Annotated in this window: 16 protein-coding genes and 1 pseudogene; 5 read left to right on the top strand and 12 right to left on the bottom strand. The window is 73.4% G+C overall.

All coding sequences use genetic code 11. The annotated features are described in order from the left end of the window. Positions 1-314: 314 nt before the first annotated feature. From ACH4K1_RS30290 to ACH4K1_RS30270, 5 genes and pseudogenes are all read right to left on the bottom strand, one after another. A complete protein-coding gene (locus tag ACH4K1_RS30290) occupies positions 315-698 on the bottom strand; it encodes a peptidase inhibitor family I36 protein (RefSeq protein WP_398092737.1) in 384 nt (127 codons plus the stop codon). Positions 699-870: 172 nt separating this feature from the next. Beyond that, a complete protein-coding gene (locus ACH4K1_RS30285; RefSeq protein ID WP_398092736.1) occupies positions 871-1,218 on the bottom strand; it encodes a hypothetical protein in 348 nt (115 codons plus the stop codon). A 193-nt stretch (positions 1,219-1,411) separates the two neighbouring features. Beyond that, positions 1,412-2,410 (bottom strand): winged helix-turn-helix domain-containing protein, encoded by a 999-nt coding sequence (locus tag ACH4K1_RS30280; protein WP_398092735.1) that lies wholly within the window; start codon positions 2,408-2,410, stop codon positions 1,412-1,414. Between the two features lie 124 nt (positions 2,411-2,534). Next, positions 2,535-2,999: a GNAT family N-acetyltransferase gene (locus ACH4K1_RS30275; RefSeq protein ID WP_398092760.1), complete on the bottom strand. Its 465-nt coding sequence runs from the start codon at positions 2,997-2,999 to the stop codon at positions 2,535-2,537. A gap of 66 nt (positions 3,000-3,065) precedes the next feature. Beyond that, a pseudogene (locus ACH4K1_RS30270) lies at positions 3,066-3,440 on the bottom strand (VOC family protein); the annotation flags it as partial. A gap of 150 nt (positions 3,441-3,590) precedes the next feature. Between ACH4K1_RS30270 and ACH4K1_RS30265 the strand changes: the two are divergent. Both ACH4K1_RS30265 and ACH4K1_RS30260 read left to right on the top strand, forming a co-directional pair. Beyond that, positions 3,591-4,307, top strand: a complete 717-nt coding sequence (locus tag ACH4K1_RS30265; protein WP_398092734.1) for a DsbA family oxidoreductase — start codon at positions 3,591-3,593, stop codon at positions 4,305-4,307. Positions 4,308-4,473: 166 nt separating this feature from the next. Further along, a complete protein-coding gene (locus tag ACH4K1_RS30260; RefSeq protein ID WP_398092733.1) occupies positions 4,474-5,532 on the top strand; it encodes an aminotransferase class V-fold PLP-dependent enzyme in 1,059 nt (352 codons plus the stop codon). Positions 5,533-5,625: 93 nt separating this feature from the next. Here the strand turns inward: ACH4K1_RS30260 and ACH4K1_RS30255 are convergent, their stop codons facing one another. After that, positions 5,626-6,213 (bottom strand): MarR family winged helix-turn-helix transcriptional regulator, encoded by a 588-nt coding sequence (locus ACH4K1_RS30255; protein WP_398092732.1) that lies wholly within the window; start codon positions 6,211-6,213, stop codon positions 5,626-5,628. Between the two features lie 164 nt (positions 6,214-6,377). On the opposite strand from ACH4K1_RS30255, the gene ACH4K1_RS30250 reads away from it, so the two are divergent. Next, positions 6,378-7,448, top strand: coding sequence for an alkene reductase (locus ACH4K1_RS30250; protein ID WP_398092731.1), 1,071 nt, complete (start codon positions 6,378-6,380; stop codon positions 7,446-7,448). Here ACH4K1_RS30250 and ACH4K1_RS30245 read toward each other — a convergent pair. The 6 genes from ACH4K1_RS30245 to ACH4K1_RS30220 form a co-directional block, all read right to left on the bottom strand. Further along, positions 7,424-8,458: a VOC family protein gene (locus ACH4K1_RS30245; protein WP_398092730.1), complete on the bottom strand. Its 1,035-nt coding sequence runs from the start codon at positions 8,456-8,458 to the stop codon at positions 7,424-7,426. The genes ACH4K1_RS30250 and ACH4K1_RS30245 overlap by 25 nt on opposite strands. A 148-nt stretch (positions 8,459-8,606) precedes the next feature. Further along, positions 8,607-9,500, bottom strand: coding sequence for an ectoine hydroxylase (gene thpD / locus ACH4K1_RS30240; protein WP_398092729.1), 894 nt, complete (start codon positions 9,498-9,500; stop codon positions 8,607-8,609). A 6-nt stretch (positions 9,501-9,506) separates the two neighbouring features. Further along, a complete protein-coding gene (locus ACH4K1_RS30235) occupies positions 9,507-9,905 on the bottom strand; it encodes an ectoine synthase (protein WP_030813810.1) in 399 nt (132 codons plus the stop codon). A gap of 89 nt (positions 9,906-9,994) precedes the next feature. Next, the gene (gene ectB / locus ACH4K1_RS30230; RefSeq protein WP_398092728.1) at positions 9,995-11,257 is read right to left on the bottom strand and encodes a diaminobutyrate--2-oxoglutarate transaminase; all 1,263 of its coding nucleotides are present in this window, start codon (positions 11,255-11,257) and stop codon (positions 9,995-9,997) included. A 190-nt stretch (positions 11,258-11,447) separates the two neighbouring features. Beyond that, positions 11,448-11,978 carry a diaminobutyrate acetyltransferase gene (ectA, locus tag ACH4K1_RS30225; RefSeq protein ID WP_398092727.1) on the bottom strand — a complete coding sequence of 177 codons (531 nt, stop codon included), beginning with the start codon at positions 11,976-11,978 and terminating at the stop codon, positions 11,448-11,450. Positions 11,979-12,287: 309 nt separating this feature from the next. Beyond that, positions 12,288-13,394, bottom strand: coding sequence for a pyridoxal-phosphate-dependent aminotransferase family protein (locus ACH4K1_RS30220; protein WP_398092726.1), 1,107 nt, complete (start codon positions 13,392-13,394; stop codon positions 12,288-12,290). Between the two features lie 104 nt (positions 13,395-13,498). On the opposite strand from ACH4K1_RS30220, the gene ACH4K1_RS30215 reads away from it, so the two are divergent. After that, positions 13,499-14,599, top strand: a complete 1,101-nt coding sequence (locus ACH4K1_RS30215; protein WP_398092725.1) for an amidohydrolase family protein — start codon at positions 13,499-13,501, stop codon at positions 14,597-14,599. Between the two features lie 381 nt (positions 14,600-14,980). Next, positions 14,981-16,012, top strand: a complete 1,032-nt coding sequence (locus ACH4K1_RS30210; RefSeq protein ID WP_398092724.1) for an SCO1860 family LAETG-anchored protein — start codon at positions 14,981-14,983, stop codon at positions 16,010-16,012. The last annotated feature ends 143 nt before the right edge of the window (positions 16,013-16,155 follow it).

The following is a 16,155-nucleotide window of genomic DNA, read 5'->3' as shown; positions in this document are numbered from 1 at the left end:
CGACGGCCCGGAGCACGGACCGCGCGCGGCCGACGCGGTACGGAGGTGGGGCGGCGCGGTCCCGGGGTGTCCCGGGACTCTCCGAAGACGGCTCGGGGCCGGACGCGAGTGGGTCGGGGAGAGTGCTGCCGCTGGGGCGCCGGTTCGTTGTCATGGCCTCAGCTTTCCGCGCGGCCGGCCCCGGCACCTCCTGCCCGGCGATGATCCGCCTCCGCCGCGCGGGGGAGACGGCCGGTCCGCGGGCGCAGGCCCGCGGGGCCGCCGTCCGGTGGTTCTCACCGCACGGCGGCCCCGGCCCCCCGTGGCGTCGGGGCTCAGCCGCAGGACCCCCTGCTGACCGAGCCGGCGATGTCGTCCCATGCGGCGTTGACCGTCTGGAGGTTGGCCGGGCTCTGGTTCCAGACCGGCCAGCAGGTGCCGCCGTAGCCGTACCAGTCGTGGAGGGCGAACACGGTGCCGGTGCGGTTCCAGTACGAGGAGGTCCGGTTGTCCATCGACTGGCCCCGCAGATCCGGCGAACCGGACCGGAACCAGGCGATCGTGCCGGTGCCGTCGCGGCCGTCGAAGATGCAGAAGGAACCGGCGGGGCAGCGGTCCCAGCCGGCCGCCGGGGCGGCGGTCGCCGCCGGAGCCGACACCGTGACCGCCGACAGGAGGGCGGCGGCCGCCAGGCCCGCCTTGAGGAGTGCTGTGCTCATGCGTCTACTCCGTTGCGTGCGTGCGTGCGTGCGTGCGTGCGTGCGTGCGTGCGTGTCTGTGCGTGCGTGCGTGCGTGTGCTGCGGTGCGGAGAGGGAGGCGGCGCTGACCCGTACCGGCACGGGCGGGGCCGCCCCCCGGACCGCCCGCCCCGTGCCGGAGGGCCCTTCGGCCTATTCGAGCCAGGTGCCGACGACGCGGTCGCCGAGGTTGCACCATGCGGTGCTCTTGGCGGGCGCCCAGACGTAGGGGCCGTAGTGCACGTAGCGGTAGCCGCCCAGGGTTTCGCACCTGATCGCCTGGCGGTAGCGGCCCGAGTCGCACCAGCCGCTGTTCCCGTAATGCCCCTCGCCGCCGCGCTCCGGCCGGCCCCAGCACGCCTGCTGGACGGAGGCGCCCGACGAGGGAGGCGCCGTGGCGAGGGAGGCGCCGCTCGCCGCGGCGCCCGGTGCGAGGGCCGCGGCCCCCGCCAGGACGAGCGCCGTGGAGGCCAGCATTCCCGTGACGCGCTTTCTGATCATGTGATTCCCCCAGAGGCCGACACGTTCGTGGAACGTGTACGAGACGTGGTCCGTCGCCCGTTCCGTCCGGGCGGCGGGTGGTCGCTTCGCGTCCGAACGTAGGAGCCGGCGGAGGAGGGCCGCCAACATTTCGAGGGCCGTCGAAAGGAGCCGGGCCGCGGGAGGCTCCCCTCGCACCGGCCGGGGCGTCCCGTCAGACGACGGGGCGCCCGTCCAGCAGGGCCCTGCCCAGCGTGGTGACCGTGTGCACGGCCGCTTTGCCCTCGCGACGGGTGGCGAGCAGACGCGCGTTGCGCAACGCCGCCGTGTGGTGGGTCGCGGTCGCCGGCGAGATCCCCAGGACGCGGGCCAGCTCCGTGGTGCGGCGCCCCGCGACCGCCGCCCGCAGGACCGCGGCCCTGGTACGCCCCAGCAGATCGTCGAGCGAGTGGACGGCGGACTCGCCCCCGCCCTCCCACAGGGCGGGGCACGGCGGGGCACAACTCGGTGCGGGGACGGCCAGCGTGGGCGACCGGGACGGATCGAGCGGCGGGAGGAGCAGTTCGATCTGGTCGGTGGAGAACATCGTCGGGGCGACGACCAGACCGCGCCCGTTCAGATGGACGTCCTCGTCGCGCGCATGGGCCACCTCCAGCACCGGGGGCCGCCAGCAGGCGGCCGAACCGCCGAGCACGGTGAGGAGTTGCTCGACCCCGCCGTCCGCCATCGCGCGCACGTACCCGGCCCGGGCCTCGCCCAGATGGGAGCGGACCGCGCTCCAGTACGGGGCGAGGGTCACGCGGTGGCAGGCCCGGAGCGCCGAGGCCACCTGGAGACGGGCCTCCCGCGTGCCGTCCACCAGACCGCGGGCCCACGTGCGGTGTGCGGGGTGGAAGCCGATGTGCTCCAACTCGACGCGCAGCAGGGCCCTGGGCGCCGCCATCCAGGTGTCCACCGCCTCGTCGATCGACGGTGCGGCGCCCATCAAGGACATCGCGTCGACCAGGGGGCCCCGCGCGGGCATCAACGCCGCGAGCGGGCCCGCCCGGTCGCCCAGCCGTCCGCGGACCGCCACCTGCCAGCCGCGGAACGCGAGCCCCGCCTGGCGGTCGCTCAGCATCCGCACGCTGTCGAACGTCTCCGCCGCCACGCCGATCGTGGGGGCCACACGCGTCCGGGCCAGGTCCTCCGCCGTGAAGTGGATGCGTTTCACCGAGCGCCCCGTCCCCCGCGTCACCCTTCGGTCCCGGTGATTCTTCCGCTCTGGACATAAGCCGCGCAACAGCCGAATCAGGCCATGGTCGACGGTTCTCGCCGCGTAGGGGGAGGGGCGGTCCCTACGCGTGCAGCGTGACCAGGACCTCGTCGACCTCCTCGCCGCGCGCCTGGGCGAACCCCCGGTCCGCACCGGTCACCACGAAGCCGCACTTCTCCAGCACCCGGCGCGAGCCGAGGTTGTCGGCGGCCGCCCGTGCGTGCAGCGGACGTGTGGGCGTCTCGTCGAGATAGGCCCGCAGGGCGGCGGTCGCCAGGCCGCGGCCCCAGTGCGCGCGGTCGATCCAGTACGTGATCCGGCGGTCGCCGGGCTCCCCGTACTCCCCGACGTGGCCCACCACCGTCCCGTCGGCCACCACCGTGCGCATCACCACGCTCGACGAGGAGCGGATACGCGCCCAGTGGGCGTCGAACGCGGCCCGGTCGGTGGGGTCCTTCGCGGTGAACGCGGCGACGCGGGTCGCCTCGGGGTCGCTCATCCAGGCGAAGAACAGCGGCAGATCCTCGTCCTGGACCGGACGCAGCACCGGCTCGGCCGCCGGAGCCTCCGGACGGGGGGCGCGAGCCGTTTCCGGGTGCCGGGCAGGCCGTTCCGTCGCGGCCCGGTCGGACGCGCTGCGCAGGACGCAGAACTCGTTGCCCTCGGGGTCCGCGAGGACCGCCCAGCCGGAGCCGTCGGGCTGCCGCCGGTCGGATACGAGAGTGGCTCCGAGGGACAGCAGCCGCTCCACCTCCGGTTCGCGGGAGGTGTCCGGGCGCAGACACAGGTGGATCCGGTTCTTGACCACCTTGGGCTCGGGGACCTGGTTGAAGTACAGCGCCGGGCCCTCCGCCAGCTGCACCTGCGCCTCCGCGGCGCCGGGTCCGTCCTCCGGATGCAGCGGGCAGCCGGTCACCTCGCTCCAGAACCGGGCCAGCCCGTAGGCGTCCGCACAGTCGATTGCCACGTTCTGCACCACCGAGATCATGCGCGTGAGTTTCCCCGATCCCCGACGAGGAAGCCAGCGAGCTGCCTCCGGTAGGGGAATCACCTGGTCAGCTCCGGTGTTCGTAGCGGAGAACAGGCGCACGGACGAACCCTTCGCGCGCCTCCGTGAGTCCCGGAAAGAAGAAGAGTCATGCGCGTCGAGATCTGGTCGGACATCGCCTGCCCGTGGTGCTACATCGGCAAGGCCCGCTTCGAGAAGGGGCTCGCGGAGTTCGCCCACCGGGACGAGGTCGAGGTGGTGCACCGGTCCTTCGAGCTCGACCCCTCCCGCGCCAAGGGGGACACCGCCCCCGTGATCGACATGCTGGCCCGGAAGTACGGCCGCACCCGTGAGGAGGCGGCCGCGATGGAGGCGAACGTCGCGGCCAACGCGCGGGGCGAGGGCCTCGGCTACCGCGTCGAGGGCCGTGACCACGGCAACACCTTCGACATCCACCGGCTGCTGCACCTGGCCAAGGCCCGCGGCCGCCAGGACGAACTGCTGACCCTCGCCTACCGGGCGAACTTCGCGGAGGAGCGCTCCGTCTACGACGACGAGGTCCTGCTCGCCCTCGCGGTGGAGGCCGGACTCGACGCCGACGAGGCGCGGGCGGTGCTCGCCGACCCCGAGGCGTACGCCGACGATGTCCGCGCCGACGAGCGCGAGGCGGCCGAACTGGGGGCCGGAGCCGTGCCGTTCTTCGTCCTCGACCGGCGGTACGGGATCTCCGGCGGCCAGCCCTCCGAGGTCTTCGTCCAGGCGCTGGAACAGGCGTGGAAGGACCGTCCCGCCACCGCCCTCACCGCCGTCGGCGGGGACGCGGCGGCCTGCGGCCCCGACGGGGCCTGCGAGGCCCCGCAGAGCTGAGCCGGGGGCCTGGTGGAGCGGGGCAGGAGTGGAGCGTACGGGCGGGGGCGCGGGGCGGAGCCCGAGCCGGGGAGCGCCGGGGCCGCGCCCCGTATCCGCGCCCCTTCGCCCCCCTTCTTCACTCTGCGTGATTGACTGTGCGTTCCCGGGGCCTCAGGCTGGCCGTATGACGATCCTCGCGCCCATCCCCGCGGCAGCCGTCGAGTTCGCGCCGGAGGTCGCCTACCTCAACACCTCCAGCTGGGGGCTGCTGCCCCGCCGGACGATCGCCGCCGTCAAGGCCCTGGCCGACGAGAACGCGGCGGGCCGGCGGGTGGGCGCGGGCAGTTTCGAGGCGGTGGAGGCGGCCCGGACCGGCTTCGCCCGGCTCGTCGGGGTCCACCCGGACCGCGTCGCCACCGGCAGCTCCGTCACCGTGCACGTCGGACTGATCGCCGCATCGCTGCCGCCCGGGGCCGAAGTCCTCTGCCCCGAGGGGGAGTTCTCCTCCGTGGTCAGTCCGTTCGCGCTCCGCGGCGATCTGCGGATGCGGTACGTCCCGCTCGACGGCCTCGCCGTCGCCGTCCGCCCCTCGACCGCCCTGGTCGCCTTCTCCGCCGTGCAGTCGGCGGACGGCCGGGTGGCCGACCTCGCCGCCGTCCGTGCGGCCGCCGCCGCGCACGGGGCCCGGACGCTGCTGGACGCCACCCAGGCGGCGGGCTGGCTCCCGCTGGACGCCGGGGCGTACGACTACACGGTCACCGGCGGCTTCAAGTTCCTGCTCTGCCCGCGCGGTACGTCGTTCCTCACCGTCACGGAGGAAGCGCAGGAAACCCTGCCGCCCCTCTTCGCCGGGTGGGTCTCCGCCGGGGCGCCCTGGGCGGGCAACTACGGCCCGCTGGAACGCCTCGCCCCCACCGCCCGGGGTTTCGACGAGCCGCCCGCCTTCCTCTCGTACCACGGGGCCGAGCACTCCCTCGCCCTGCTCGCCGAGGTCGGCGCCGACACCTTGTACGCGCACGCCACCGGGCTCGCCGCCCGGCTGCGCGCGGGGCTCACCGGGCTGGGGCGCGCGGTGGTCCAGGGGGAGTCGGCCATCGTCTCCGTGCCGGGGCTGGCGGACCGACAGCCGGAGCTGGCGGAGGCCGGGATCGCCGTCTCCGCCCCCGTCGGGAACCTGCGCATCTCCTGCCACCTCTACAACACCGAGGCCGACGTCGACCGGGTGCTGGAGTTCCTGGCCTGATCCGTACGAGCCCCCCGGCGCCCCGGCGCGCATCCTCGGGCCCGCCTACGCCTCCCGGGCCGCCCGCCCGGCCTCTGCCGGGGCCCCGGCGCGTCAGCGGCGGTCGGGGCAGTCCGCGGTCTCCTGGCAGAGGTTCTCCTCGACCTTCGCCAGCAGCCGGACCAGCTCGTCGCGCTCGGCCGGGTCCAGGCCCGCGAGCGTCTGCTCCTCCAGCCGGCCCCAGGCGGCCTCGACCGCGGTGTGCAGGGCGCAGCTGTCGTCCGTCGCCTCGACCAGCACCGCCCGCCGGTCGGCCGGGTCGGGGCGGCGGCGCACATGGCCGGTCTGCTCCAGCCGCTGGAGCATCTTCGTGACCGTGGACGGGTCCAGCTCCAGGGCCCTGATCAGCTCCGTCTGGCGGACCGCCCCCCGGTCCCACAGGTGCGTCATCAGCAGCTCCTGCCCCGGGTAGAGGCCCACCCCCTTGAGCACCTTGCCCGCCGCGATCCGGTGCAGCCGGGCGACCCGGGAGACGGCGTGGCTGACGGGTCCGCCGAGCGCCGGCGCGGCGGTACAGGCGTCCGGCGCGGTGGCGCAGGCGTCCGGCGGGGCGGTGGAGGCGTCCGGCGCGGCGGTACAGGAGTCTTCCGCGGCGGTGGCGGTACAGGCGTCTTCCGCGGAGGTGGCGCGGCCGGTGGTCATGGCGGGCTCCTGGGGTCCTCGGGCGGGGAGCGGCGGCTCCCGTGGGGGGCTTCCGATGATGCCCGACGGTTTCCCACGACTTTACCTTGGTCGGCCAATGAATGGGCTACAGTGACTTCCGGCGGCGATAGTTGGCCGACCACATACTTTTTTTGGGAGCCCTCATGACCACTGCTTTCGACCCGATCGACCTGGCCGGCACCCCGCTCGCCAACCGCATCGCCCTGGCCCCGATGACCCGCAGCCGGGCCGGCGAGGGCGGCACAGCCACCGAGCTGACCGCCACGTACTACGCCCAGCGCGCCTCGGCCGGGCTCGTGATCACCGAGGGCGTCCAGCCCTCCGTCGTGGGCCAGGGCTACCCCTCCACCCCGGGCCTGCACAGCACCGAGCAGGTCGCCTCCTGGCGCAAGGTCACCGACGCGGTGCACGCCGCGGGCGGCCGGATCTTCGCCCAGCTCATGCACGCGGGACGCATCGGCCACCCGGTCCTGCTGCCCGACGGCCTCGTCCCCGTCGGCGCCTCCGCGGTCAAGGCCGAGGGCCAGGTCCACACCCACGCGGGGCCGAAGGAGTTCGTCGTGCCGCGCGAGCTGACCGACGCCGAGGTCCGCGCCACCGTCGACGACTTCGTCACCGCCGCCCGCAACGCCGTGGAGGCCGGGTTCGACGGGGTCGAGCTGCACGGCGCCAACGGCTACCTCATCCACCAGTTCCTGGCGCCCAACACCAACCGGCGCACCGACGCCTGGGGCGGCTCGGACGAGGCCCGCACCCGCTTCGCCGTCGAGGTGGTCCGGGCCGTCGCCGCCGCGATCGGCCCGGAGCGCACCGGTCTGCGCATCTCGCCCGGCAACCCGTACAACGACATCGACGAGCCCGCCCCGGAGGCCACGTACACCGCGCTGGTCCGGGAGATCGAGCCGATCGGCATCGCCTACCTGCACATCCTGGAGGCCGTCCCGATCCGCGAGCTGACCCTCGCCCTGCGCAAGGCGTTCTCCGGGGCCGTCGTCCTCAACGTGCACACCGAAGGACCCACCGGTCCCGGCGACCACACGGTGATCGACGACGGCACCGCCGACCTGATCTCCTACGGGGCGCTCTTCCTCGCCAACCCCGACCTGCCCGCCCGGCTGAAGGCGGGCGGCCCGTTCAACACCCCCGACCCGGCCACCTTCTTCGGCGGCGACGCCAAGGGGTACACCGACTACCCGGCGCTCGACGCCGTCTGATCCGCCGGGGGCCGCCCGTCCCACCGCCACGAGGTGCGGCGGGGGCGGCCCGGCAGTTCGGCGCGGCCGGTGGCCCACAGCAGGACGGCCCACCGGTCGCCGTCGGCCGGGGCGTCCGGGAAGAGCCGGGCCAGCACCCGGCCGCAGAGGTCCCGCGGCGGCGACCACTCCAGGCCGAGACCCTCCGCGAGGTCATGGGTGTGCACCAGGGTCTCCACCACGCCCATCGCGGCGAAGCCCTCGGGGTCGGAGATCCCGTACCCGTGGTACGAACGCACCTCGGGCGGCGTCGTCCGGGCCATCGAGGCCAGCAGCGCCCCGCTCGCCTCCAGCGTGGCCAGCAGCCCGGCGGGGCCCGCCGCCCGGTCGGCGAAGACCGTGTTGCACGGCCCGCCCTCCCGCTCGGGCGCCCACCGGTAGGGCACCTCCCGGTCCAGCGGAGGCGTACGGGGGCCCATCTGCACGGCGTACGCGAACAGGTCGTCGCCCAGATGCTCCGCCGTCTCCCAGCAGCTCCACGTCAGGCTCCCGGCGGGCGCGTCCCAACGGTCCGCCGGGGCCCCGGCCAGCACGTCCACCGCGAGCCGCACCGCCGAGGCCACGTCGTCGGCGGTCACCGGCAGCCGGGTGCCGGACAGTGCCGCCCGCTCGGCGGCGGAGCACTCCACGCAGAACTCGTTGCCCTCGGGGTCGGCCAGCGTCGCCCAGCCGCGGCCGTTCGGCTTGCGGTGGTCGGCCACCAGGGTCGCGCCGAGCGCGAGCAGCCGCTCGACCTCCTCGTCGCGGGAGCGGTCCTGCGGCTGGACGTCCAGGTGGACGCGGTTCTTGGTCCGCTTCTCGTCGTCCACCTGGACGAAGAGGACGGCCGCGCCGGGGGCCTCGACCAGAGCCTCCGGGTCGCCGGGGGAGTCCTCGTCGGAGACCCGCCCGCCGAGTACCTGGGCCCAGAAGGCGCCGAGCGCGTAGGCGTCGGCGCAGTCGATCGTGATGTGGCGTACGGAAGAAGTCATGGAGCACACCCTCCCCGCCGAGTCCCGCCCCGGTCCAACGAGTTACGCGCCCGGCCCCCCCGGTGGGCCGCCCACCCCCGGTTCTCACGGCACGCCGCAGGGGCCGGGACGATACGCCGTCCCGGCCCCTGCGGCGTGTGCCGCCGCGCTACCTCACCGGGGTGAAGTCCCGCGCCCCGATGAACTCGGGCCGGCGGACCGGAGCCGCGAAGGGCTCCTGCGCCTCGTTCTCCACGCTGTTGAAGACGATGAAGACGTTGCTGCGCGCGTACGGGGTGATGTTGTCGCCCGAGCCGTGCATGGCGTTGCAGTCGAACCAGGTCGCCGAACCGGCCTTGCCCGTGAAGAGCTTGATGCCGTGGCGGTCGGCCATCTCCGTCAGCGCCTCGTCGGACGGGGTGCCCGCGTCCTGCATCTGGAGCGACTTCTTGTAGTTGTCCTTCGGCGTCTCGCCCGCACAGCCGAGGAACGTCTTGTGCGAACCGGGCATGATCATCAGCCCGCCGTTGGTGTCGAAGTTCTCGGTCAGCGCGATCGACACGGAGACCGTCCGCATGTTCGGCAGGCCGTCCTCCGCGTGCCAGGTCTCGAAGTCGGAGTGCCAGTAGAAGCCCGAGGCACCGAAGCCCGGCTTCACGTTGATCCGGGACTGGTGGACGTACACGTCCGAGCCGAGGATCTGGCGGGCCCGGCCCACCACCCGCTCGTCGCGGACCAGCCCGGCGAAGACCTCGCTGAGCTTGTGGACCTCGAAGACGGACCGGACGTTCTGGGACTGCTTCTCGACGATGGAGCGCTCGTCGGCGCGGATCGCCGGGTCCGATACCAGCCGGTCCAGCTCGGCGCGGTAGACGGCGACCTCGTCCGGGGTGATGAGCTGGTCGACGGTGAGGAAACCGTCGTGCTCGTAGCCCTGGAGGTCCTTGGCACTGATCGGGCCCGGTGCGCCCGGCGCGGACCAGATGACCGGGTCCTGGCGGGGAGTGGTCATCTCGGCGGCGCCGCGCGAGGGGTACAGATCGGCGCGTACTTCGGTGGTCATGGTGGTTCAGGCCTCCTCGGTCAGCAGGGGGTAGACGCCGTTCTCGTCATGGTCCTCCCGTCCGGTCACGGGAGGGTTGAAGACACACACGCAGCGGAAGTCCGTCTTGGGCCGCATGGTGTGCCGCTCGTGCCCGTCCAGCAGGTACATGGTGCCCGGCGTGATCCAGTGCTTCTCACCGGTCTCGTCGTTGGTGAGCTCGGCCTCGCCCTCGGTGCAGAGCACGGCCTCGATGTGGTTCGCGTACCACATGGAGGTCTCCGTACCCGCGTAGAGCACGGTCTCGTGGAGCGAGAAGCCCACCTTCTCCTTGGCGAGCACGATGCGCTTGCTCTCCCAGGTGCCGGACGCGGCCTTCACATGCCGGTCGGTGTTCTCGATGTCACTGAACGATCGGACGATCACGGTGAGCTGTCGCCTTTCTCTTCTCTGCGCGGGCCCCGGACCTCGCGGCCCGGGGCCCCTCCTTCTTCGCCTGCCCCGGCAGCGCCGGGTCAGGCCGTCTCGCGGACGCAGCGGGCCAGCGTGCGCAGGCCCTCGTCCAACTCGTCGGGGGTGATGGTCAGCGGCGGCAGCAGCTTGACGACCTCGCTCTGCGGGCCGGAGGTCTCCAGCAGGAGCCCCAGCTCGAAGGCGCGGGCGCAGACCGCCGAGGCGCGCGCGGGGTCCTCGAACTCCATGCCCCACACCAGGCCCCGGCCGCGGAACCGCGCGGTCGGCTCCTCGCCGCAGATGGCCAGCAGCGTCTGCTCGATCTGCTCGCCGCGGGCCAGGGTCTGCTTCTCCATCTGGCCGTCCGCCCAGTACGCCTGCAGCGCGGCGGCGGCCGTGACGAAGGCCGGGTTGTTGCCGCGGAAGGTGCCGTTGTGCTCGCCCGGCTCCCAGATGTCCAGCTCCGGCTTGAAGAGGCAGAGCGACATCGGCAGGCCGTAGCCGCTGATGGACTTCGACAGCGTGACGATGTCCGGGGTGATCCCGGCCTCCTCGAAGGAGAAGAAGCCGCCGGTCCGGCCGCACCCCATCTGGATGTCGTCGACGATCAGCAGCATGTCCTGGCGGTGGCACAGCTCCTGGAGCGCGCGCAACCACTCGGCGCGGGCCACGTTGATGCCGCCCTCGCCCTGGACCGTCTCCACGATCACCGCGGCCGGCTTGTTCAGCCCGGAGCCCTGGTCCTCCAGCAGCCGCTCGAACCAGAGGAAGTCCGGGACCTGGCCGTCGAAGTAGTTGTCGAACGGCATCGGGGTGCCGTGCACCAGCGGGATGCCGGCCCCGGCGCGCTTGAACGCGTTGCCGGTGACGGCGAGCGAGCCCAGCGACATGCCGTGGAAGGCGTTGGTGAACGAGACGACGGATTCGCGGCCCTTGACCTTGCGGGCCAGCTTCAGCGCCGACTCGACGGCGTTGGTGCCGGTCGGGCCGGGGAACATCACCTTGTACGGCAGGTCGCGGGGGCGCAGGATCACGTTCTGGAACGTCTCCAGGAACGCGCGTTTGGCGGTGGTCGCCATGTCCAGGCCGTGGGTGATGCCGTCGCGCTCGATGTAGTCGATCAGCGCGCGTTTCAGCACCGGGTTGTTGTGGCCGTAGTTGAGCGAGCCGGCGCCGGCGAAGAAGTCCAGGTAGGAGTGGCCGTCCTCGTCGGTCAGCCGGGCGCCCTGCGCGCGGTCGAACACGGCGGGCCAGCCGCGGCAGTAGCTCCGGACCTCGGACTCCAGGGTTTCGAAGACGCTCAGGGCGGGCGGGGTGATGGTCACAGCGGATCTCCTGCGTGAGGGGGTGTGACGGGCGGTGGTCTGGTGCTCCCCGCCGCACGGAGGCGGCCGGGACCGCGCCGGGCGGTCGGCCGGCGCGAAAAGTCGTGGGACCGGGCGCACGGAAGGGGTGCGCGGGCCTGCGGAACGACGGCGTACGGGTCGGGCACGCCGGTGTCGTGACCGGGAGGGCTCAGGTGGTGAACGGGCCTATCCGGTGGAGCACCTCGGGCAGGTGCTCCTCCTCGGGGAACAGGCCGCCGTCGAAGAGGACCTCCCGCTCCAGGCCGACGCCGTGACGGTGGGCGTAGGAGGTGAACAGCCGCTCGGAGGCGGCGTTGTCCGGGGTGATCGTCGTCTCCACGGACGACAGGCCCTGATCGGCGGCGACCCGGGCGGTCAGCGCGTCCAGCAGGGCGGCGGCCAGTCCCTTGCCCCGGTGGGCCCGGTCCACGGCCACCTGCCAGACGACGAGGGTTTGGGGCCGGTCGGGCCGGATGTAGCCCGTCACGAAGGCGATGGGTTCGCCGTCCTCGCCCCGGGCGACCACGGAGGTCGCGGCGAAGTCACGGCACCACAGCAGGTAGCTGTACGAGGAGTTCAGGTCCAGGACCTCGGAGTCGCGGGCGATGCGCCAGATCGCGGCTCCGTCCTCCACTCGCGGTGCATCGATACTGAGGAATTCACTTCGGGCACGGGCAAAATCTGCTGGTGCGGCGGTCATGCGAATTGAATTTACCCAGCAAATTTCGAAATTGCATCGGCGTAAGGGGTTGGACACGGCGCGGCCATGTGTTATCAGGCGTGCGCGAGGAACCCCCAGATTCGGACGTTATTTCCAGCTTTTTGTCCTGAATTAATCGGGCATAACGCCGCCTGTGTGGAGTCGGTCACAGGGTTGTAACTCTCGCGGAACCTGTCCGAATCGTGAAGTTCGAGGCCGGAAAAAACTGCCCCGTTTAGGTGACGAGAAAGCGGGAAGAAGAATGTGGGAAGCTGCTTTTATATAAAACAGCTTCCCACATTATGAATATCAGCGACTCGGCCAGGTATCCGAAACGGCCCGGCGGGCGGCCTCGATATCGACCCGCAGCCCCGCGTCCGCCAGCGCCGTCCCCACGGCCGCGAGCGAGGACAGCACCGTGCCCCGCGTCGCGTCCGGCCCGTAGTGGTTGACCCGGATCATCTCCTTGGACAGCGCCCCGCCGCCCGCGACGAGCGGCAGCGCGGGGTCCGCCGCCAGGGCGTGGGCGACCAGCGCCGCCGCGTCCGTCCCGGCCGGGACGCGCAGCGTCGTGGCCACCGGGGCCGCGTCGCGCGCCTCGTGGACGTACGGTTCCAGGCCGCCGCCCAGGGCCAGCGCCCCGGCCCGGGTCGAGGCCGCGGCCGAGGCGTGGCGGGCCATCACCGTCTCCGGCCCCTCCTCCTCGATCCGCGCCACGCACGCCTCCAGCCCCAGCATCTCCAGCTGCGCCGGGGCGTGCGGCAGAGCGGCGCGACCGCCGTCGATCCAGCGCTCCTTCCAGTCCAGGAGGGAGAGGTAGGAGCGGCGCGGGGCGGCGGGGTTGGCGGCCATCCGTTCCCAGGCCCGCCCGCTCACCGACACCGCCGACACCCCGGCGGGGCCGCCCATGGCCTTCTGCGCGCCGATCACGCACAGGTCGACGCCCCAGGCGTCCGGCAGCAGCGGCTCCGCGCCGACCGAGGCGACCGCGTCCAGCATGAACAGCGCGCCGTGCGCCCGGACCACCTCGCCGATCTCCGCGACCGGGTTGGTGTTGCCGGTCGCCGCCTCCGCGTGCACCAGCGAGACGAAGTCGATCTCGGGGTGCGCGGCGAGCGCCTCGGCGACCTGGTCGGCGGTCACGGCGGTGTGGAAGGGCACGGCGAGGTCGACGACGTGCGCGCCGCAGTCCCGCAGCCAGTTGCCGAAGGTCTGCCCGTACGGTCCGGTGACCACGTTCAGCGCCGTCGAGCCGGGGCGCGCACCGCCGCGGATGCAGCCCTCCAGCGGCAGCAGGGCCTCGCCCTGGGTGATGACGACGTCCTGCTCGGTGGCCAGGAGGGCGGCCACCCGCCGTTCGATGGCCGCGAAGTGCGCGGCGGTCAGCGGGGGGAGGTCGAGGAAGGGGTGCGTCACGGTGGGGCTCTCTTCGGTGTCGTTCGTCGGGCGGCGGGCTCCGGGGCCCGCCGACATGTTCCCGGGCCCTGGCAGCCTACCGACGGCCTCGTACAGTGCGGCATATGAGTGATCGGGAGGAGCAGCGGGTGCTGCGGGTGAAGGGCCGGGTCCTGGTCGGCCCGGACGAGGTGCGGGACGAACTGTGGGCGGTGGACGGGCGGATCACCTACGAGAGGCCCCCGGGCGCGGACCGGGCCGACACGGTACGGGGCTGGGCGCTGCCCGGCCTGGTCGACGCCCACTGCCATGTGGGCCTGGACCGGCACGGGCCCGTCGACGCCGCGACCGCCGAGCGGCAGGCGCTCACCGACCGGGAGGCCGGAACCCTGCTCATCCGGGACGCCGGATCGCCCTCCGACACCCGGTGGATCGACGACCGCGGGGACCTGCCGAAGATCATCCGGGCCGGCCGCCACATCGCCAGGACCCGCCGCTACATCCGTAACTACGCCCATGAGATCGAGCCCGGCGACCTCGTCGCGTACGTCGCCCGGGAGGCGAAGCGCGGGGACGGCTGGGTCAAGCTGGTGGGGGACTGGATCGACCGCTCCGCCGGGGACCTGACCGCCTGCTGGCCGCGCGGCGAGGTGGAGGCGGCCATCGCCGAGGCGCACCGGTTCGGCGCCCGGGTCACCGCGCACTGCTTCGCCGAGGAGTCGCTGCGGGATCTGGTGGAGGCGGGCATCGACTGCGTCGAGCACGCCACCGGCCTCACCGAGGACACCATTCCGCTCTTCGCCGAACGAGGCGTCGCGATCGTCCCGACCCTGGTCAACATCGCCACCTTCCCCGACCTCGCGGCGGGCGGCGAGGCCCGGTTCCCCCGCTGGTCGGCCCATATGCGGCGGCTGTACGAACGCCGTTACGACACCGTGCGCGCCGCCTACGACGCCGGCATCCCGGTCTACGTCGGCACCGACGCGGGCGGCTCGCTGGCGCACGGACTGGTGGCGGGCGAGGTGGCCGAGCTGGTCAAGGCGGGCATCCCACCGCTGGAGGCCCTCTCCGCCACCGCCTGGGGGGCGCGGCGCTGGCTGGGACGGCCGGCTCTGGAGGAGGGCGCCCCGGCGGACCTGGTCGTGTACGACGAGGACCCGCGCGCGGACGTCCGGGTGCTGGCGGCCCCCCGGCACGTCGTGCTCGACGGGCGGGTGGTCGGGTGAGGGGAGCGGCCGGGTGACGGAAGCGGCCGGGGCGGCGCGGCCGACGCCGGGGCGGCGCGGGAGCGGCCGGGCACCGTGTTGACCGGCGGTGACGGACGCGCTTCCCGCTCGTTGTCCCCTTTTCCTGCGCCCTGTCCCGGCGTCGAGCGCCGACAGGTTTGTATGACCGGTAGCGGGTGAACCGAGTGGCGACAGAGGACGCACGTGCCGAAAGATTCGAATGCATGCCCGGAAACCCCCCTTTGGGGTGAACTCACGTCAGGTGTACGCCAGTTCACCCTCCGTGCGTAAAGATTCACGGAGTCGACGCCGCCGGCGCGGGCGATGTCCCCCATTGGACCGCGCCGGTGGCTCCATGTCTCTTGTGGGGGTTCCACCACCTTGAACAGCAACACCTTCCGTCGCGCCGCCCTGGCGGTCGCCGCCGCTCCGGTCGTCCTGCTCGCCGCCGTCCCCGCGCACGCGGCCCCGGCGACGCCCGCCACCGGCGAGGGCAGGGCGAGTGCGGTCGTGCTCCGTACCGGGCTCGACGTCTCGCTCCTCGACAAGGCCGTCCACGTGCCCCTCAAGGCCACGCTCAACGAGGTGCAGGCCCCGGCCGCCGCCGGGAAGACCGCGCTGAGCGTGGACGTGGAAGGGGTGGAGGGCGGAGCCCCGGTCAGCGTCCTGCGCGCCGACGTGGCCACCGCGAACGCCACGGCCGACGAGCACCGGGCCGAAGGGACCGCCCACCTGGCCAAGGCCAGGGTCCACGTCCCCGGACTCGCGGCGCTCTCGCTCATCGAGGTCGAGAAGGTCACCTCCAAGGCGGTCTGCGAGGCGGGGAGGAAGCCCGTCGCCGAGTCGAACGTGCTCGGCCACGTCGCGGTCCTGGGCAAGAAGGTGACGCTCAGCGCGGGCGGCCCGACGCGGGTGTCGGTGCCGGGGGTCGGAGAGGTCTCGCTCGACCTGTCCACGACGGCCACCACCGAGCGGACCGCGGCCGCCACGGCGCTCCGGCTGAAGGTCGCGGTCAACCCGCTCAAGCTCAACGTGGCCGAGGTGAACGGCGAGGTCACCCTCGCCGAGGCGACCTGCGCGACCCCGAAGGGCCCGAAGACCCCCGAGAAGCCCGGCTCCACGGACGGCGGCTCCACGGGCGGCTCCACGGGCGGTTCCACCGACGGCGGCTCCACGGGCGGCGACAGCGGCGGTGACGGAGGCGCCGGGGGCGACCAGGGCGGCACGAGCGACGGCGGCGGCGACGTGAAGCCGCAGACCGGCTCCGACACGGGCGCCGCCCCCGCCGAGAGCCTCGCGGAGACGGGCGGCAGCTCCGCCACCCCGTACATCGCGGGCGGTGCGACCCTCCTGCTGGCCGTGGGCGCGGGCGCCACGGTGCTGGCCCGCCGGCGCGGCGCCGGCCAGGGGTGACCGGGGCCGGTACGGCGCGGTAACGCCTCCGGGGCGGGGTCCGGCACCGGACCCCGCCCCTCACCCCTCCGCCGTGAGCCCCTCCGGGCCTCCGCCCGCCGCCGCGAGCCTGCCCGGGCCTCAGACCGCCGCCGTGAGCCCCT

The sequence above is a fragment of the Streptomyces sp. NPDC017448 genome, assembly GCF_044330565.1.
Classification (GTDB): Bacteria; Actinomycetota; Actinomycetes; order Streptomycetales; family Streptomycetaceae; genus Streptomyces.
The sequence above is the reverse complement of the archived record's forward strand: the minus strand, read 5'-3'. Positions and strand labels throughout refer to the sequence as shown.

What these genes read in the sequence shown, in the direction of transcription:
- ACH4K1_RS30290 (WP_398092737.1), bottom strand. Translation starts at nt 698, where the DNA reads ATGAGCACAGCACTCCTCAAGGCGGGCCTGGCGGCCGCCGCCCTCCTG.
- ACH4K1_RS30285 (WP_398092736.1), bottom strand. Translation starts at nt 1,218, where the DNA reads ATGATCAGAAAGCGCGTCACGGGAATGCTGGCCTCCACGGCGCTCGTC.
- ACH4K1_RS30265 (WP_398092734.1), top strand. Translation starts at nt 3,591, where the DNA reads ATGCGCGTCGAGATCTGGTCGGACATCGCCTGCCCGTGGTGCTACATC.
- ACH4K1_RS30260 (WP_398092733.1), top strand. Translation starts at nt 4,474, where the DNA reads ATGACGATCCTCGCGCCCATCCCCGCGGCAGCCGTCGAGTTCGCGCCG.
- ACH4K1_RS30255 (WP_398092732.1), bottom strand. Translation starts at nt 6,213, where the DNA reads ATGACCACCGGCCGCGCCACCTCCGCGGAAGACGCCTGTACCGCCACC.
- ACH4K1_RS30250 (WP_398092731.1), top strand. Translation starts at nt 6,378, where the DNA reads ATGACCACTGCTTTCGACCCGATCGACCTGGCCGGCACCCCGCTCGCC.
- ACH4K1_RS30245 (WP_398092730.1), bottom strand. Translation starts at nt 8,458, where the DNA reads ATGACTTCTTCCGTACGCCACATCACGATCGACTGCGCCGACGCCTAC.
- thpD (WP_398092729.1), bottom strand. Translation starts at nt 9,500, where the DNA reads ATGACCACCGAAGTACGCGCCGATCTGTACCCCTCGCGCGGCGCCGCC.
- ectA (WP_398092727.1), bottom strand. Translation starts at nt 11,978, where the DNA reads ATGACCGCCGCACCAGCAGATTTTGCCCGTGCCCGAAGTGAATTCCTC.
- ACH4K1_RS30215 (WP_398092725.1), top strand. Translation starts at nt 13,499, where the DNA reads ATGAGTGATCGGGAGGAGCAGCGGGTGCTGCGGGTGAAGGGCCGGGTC.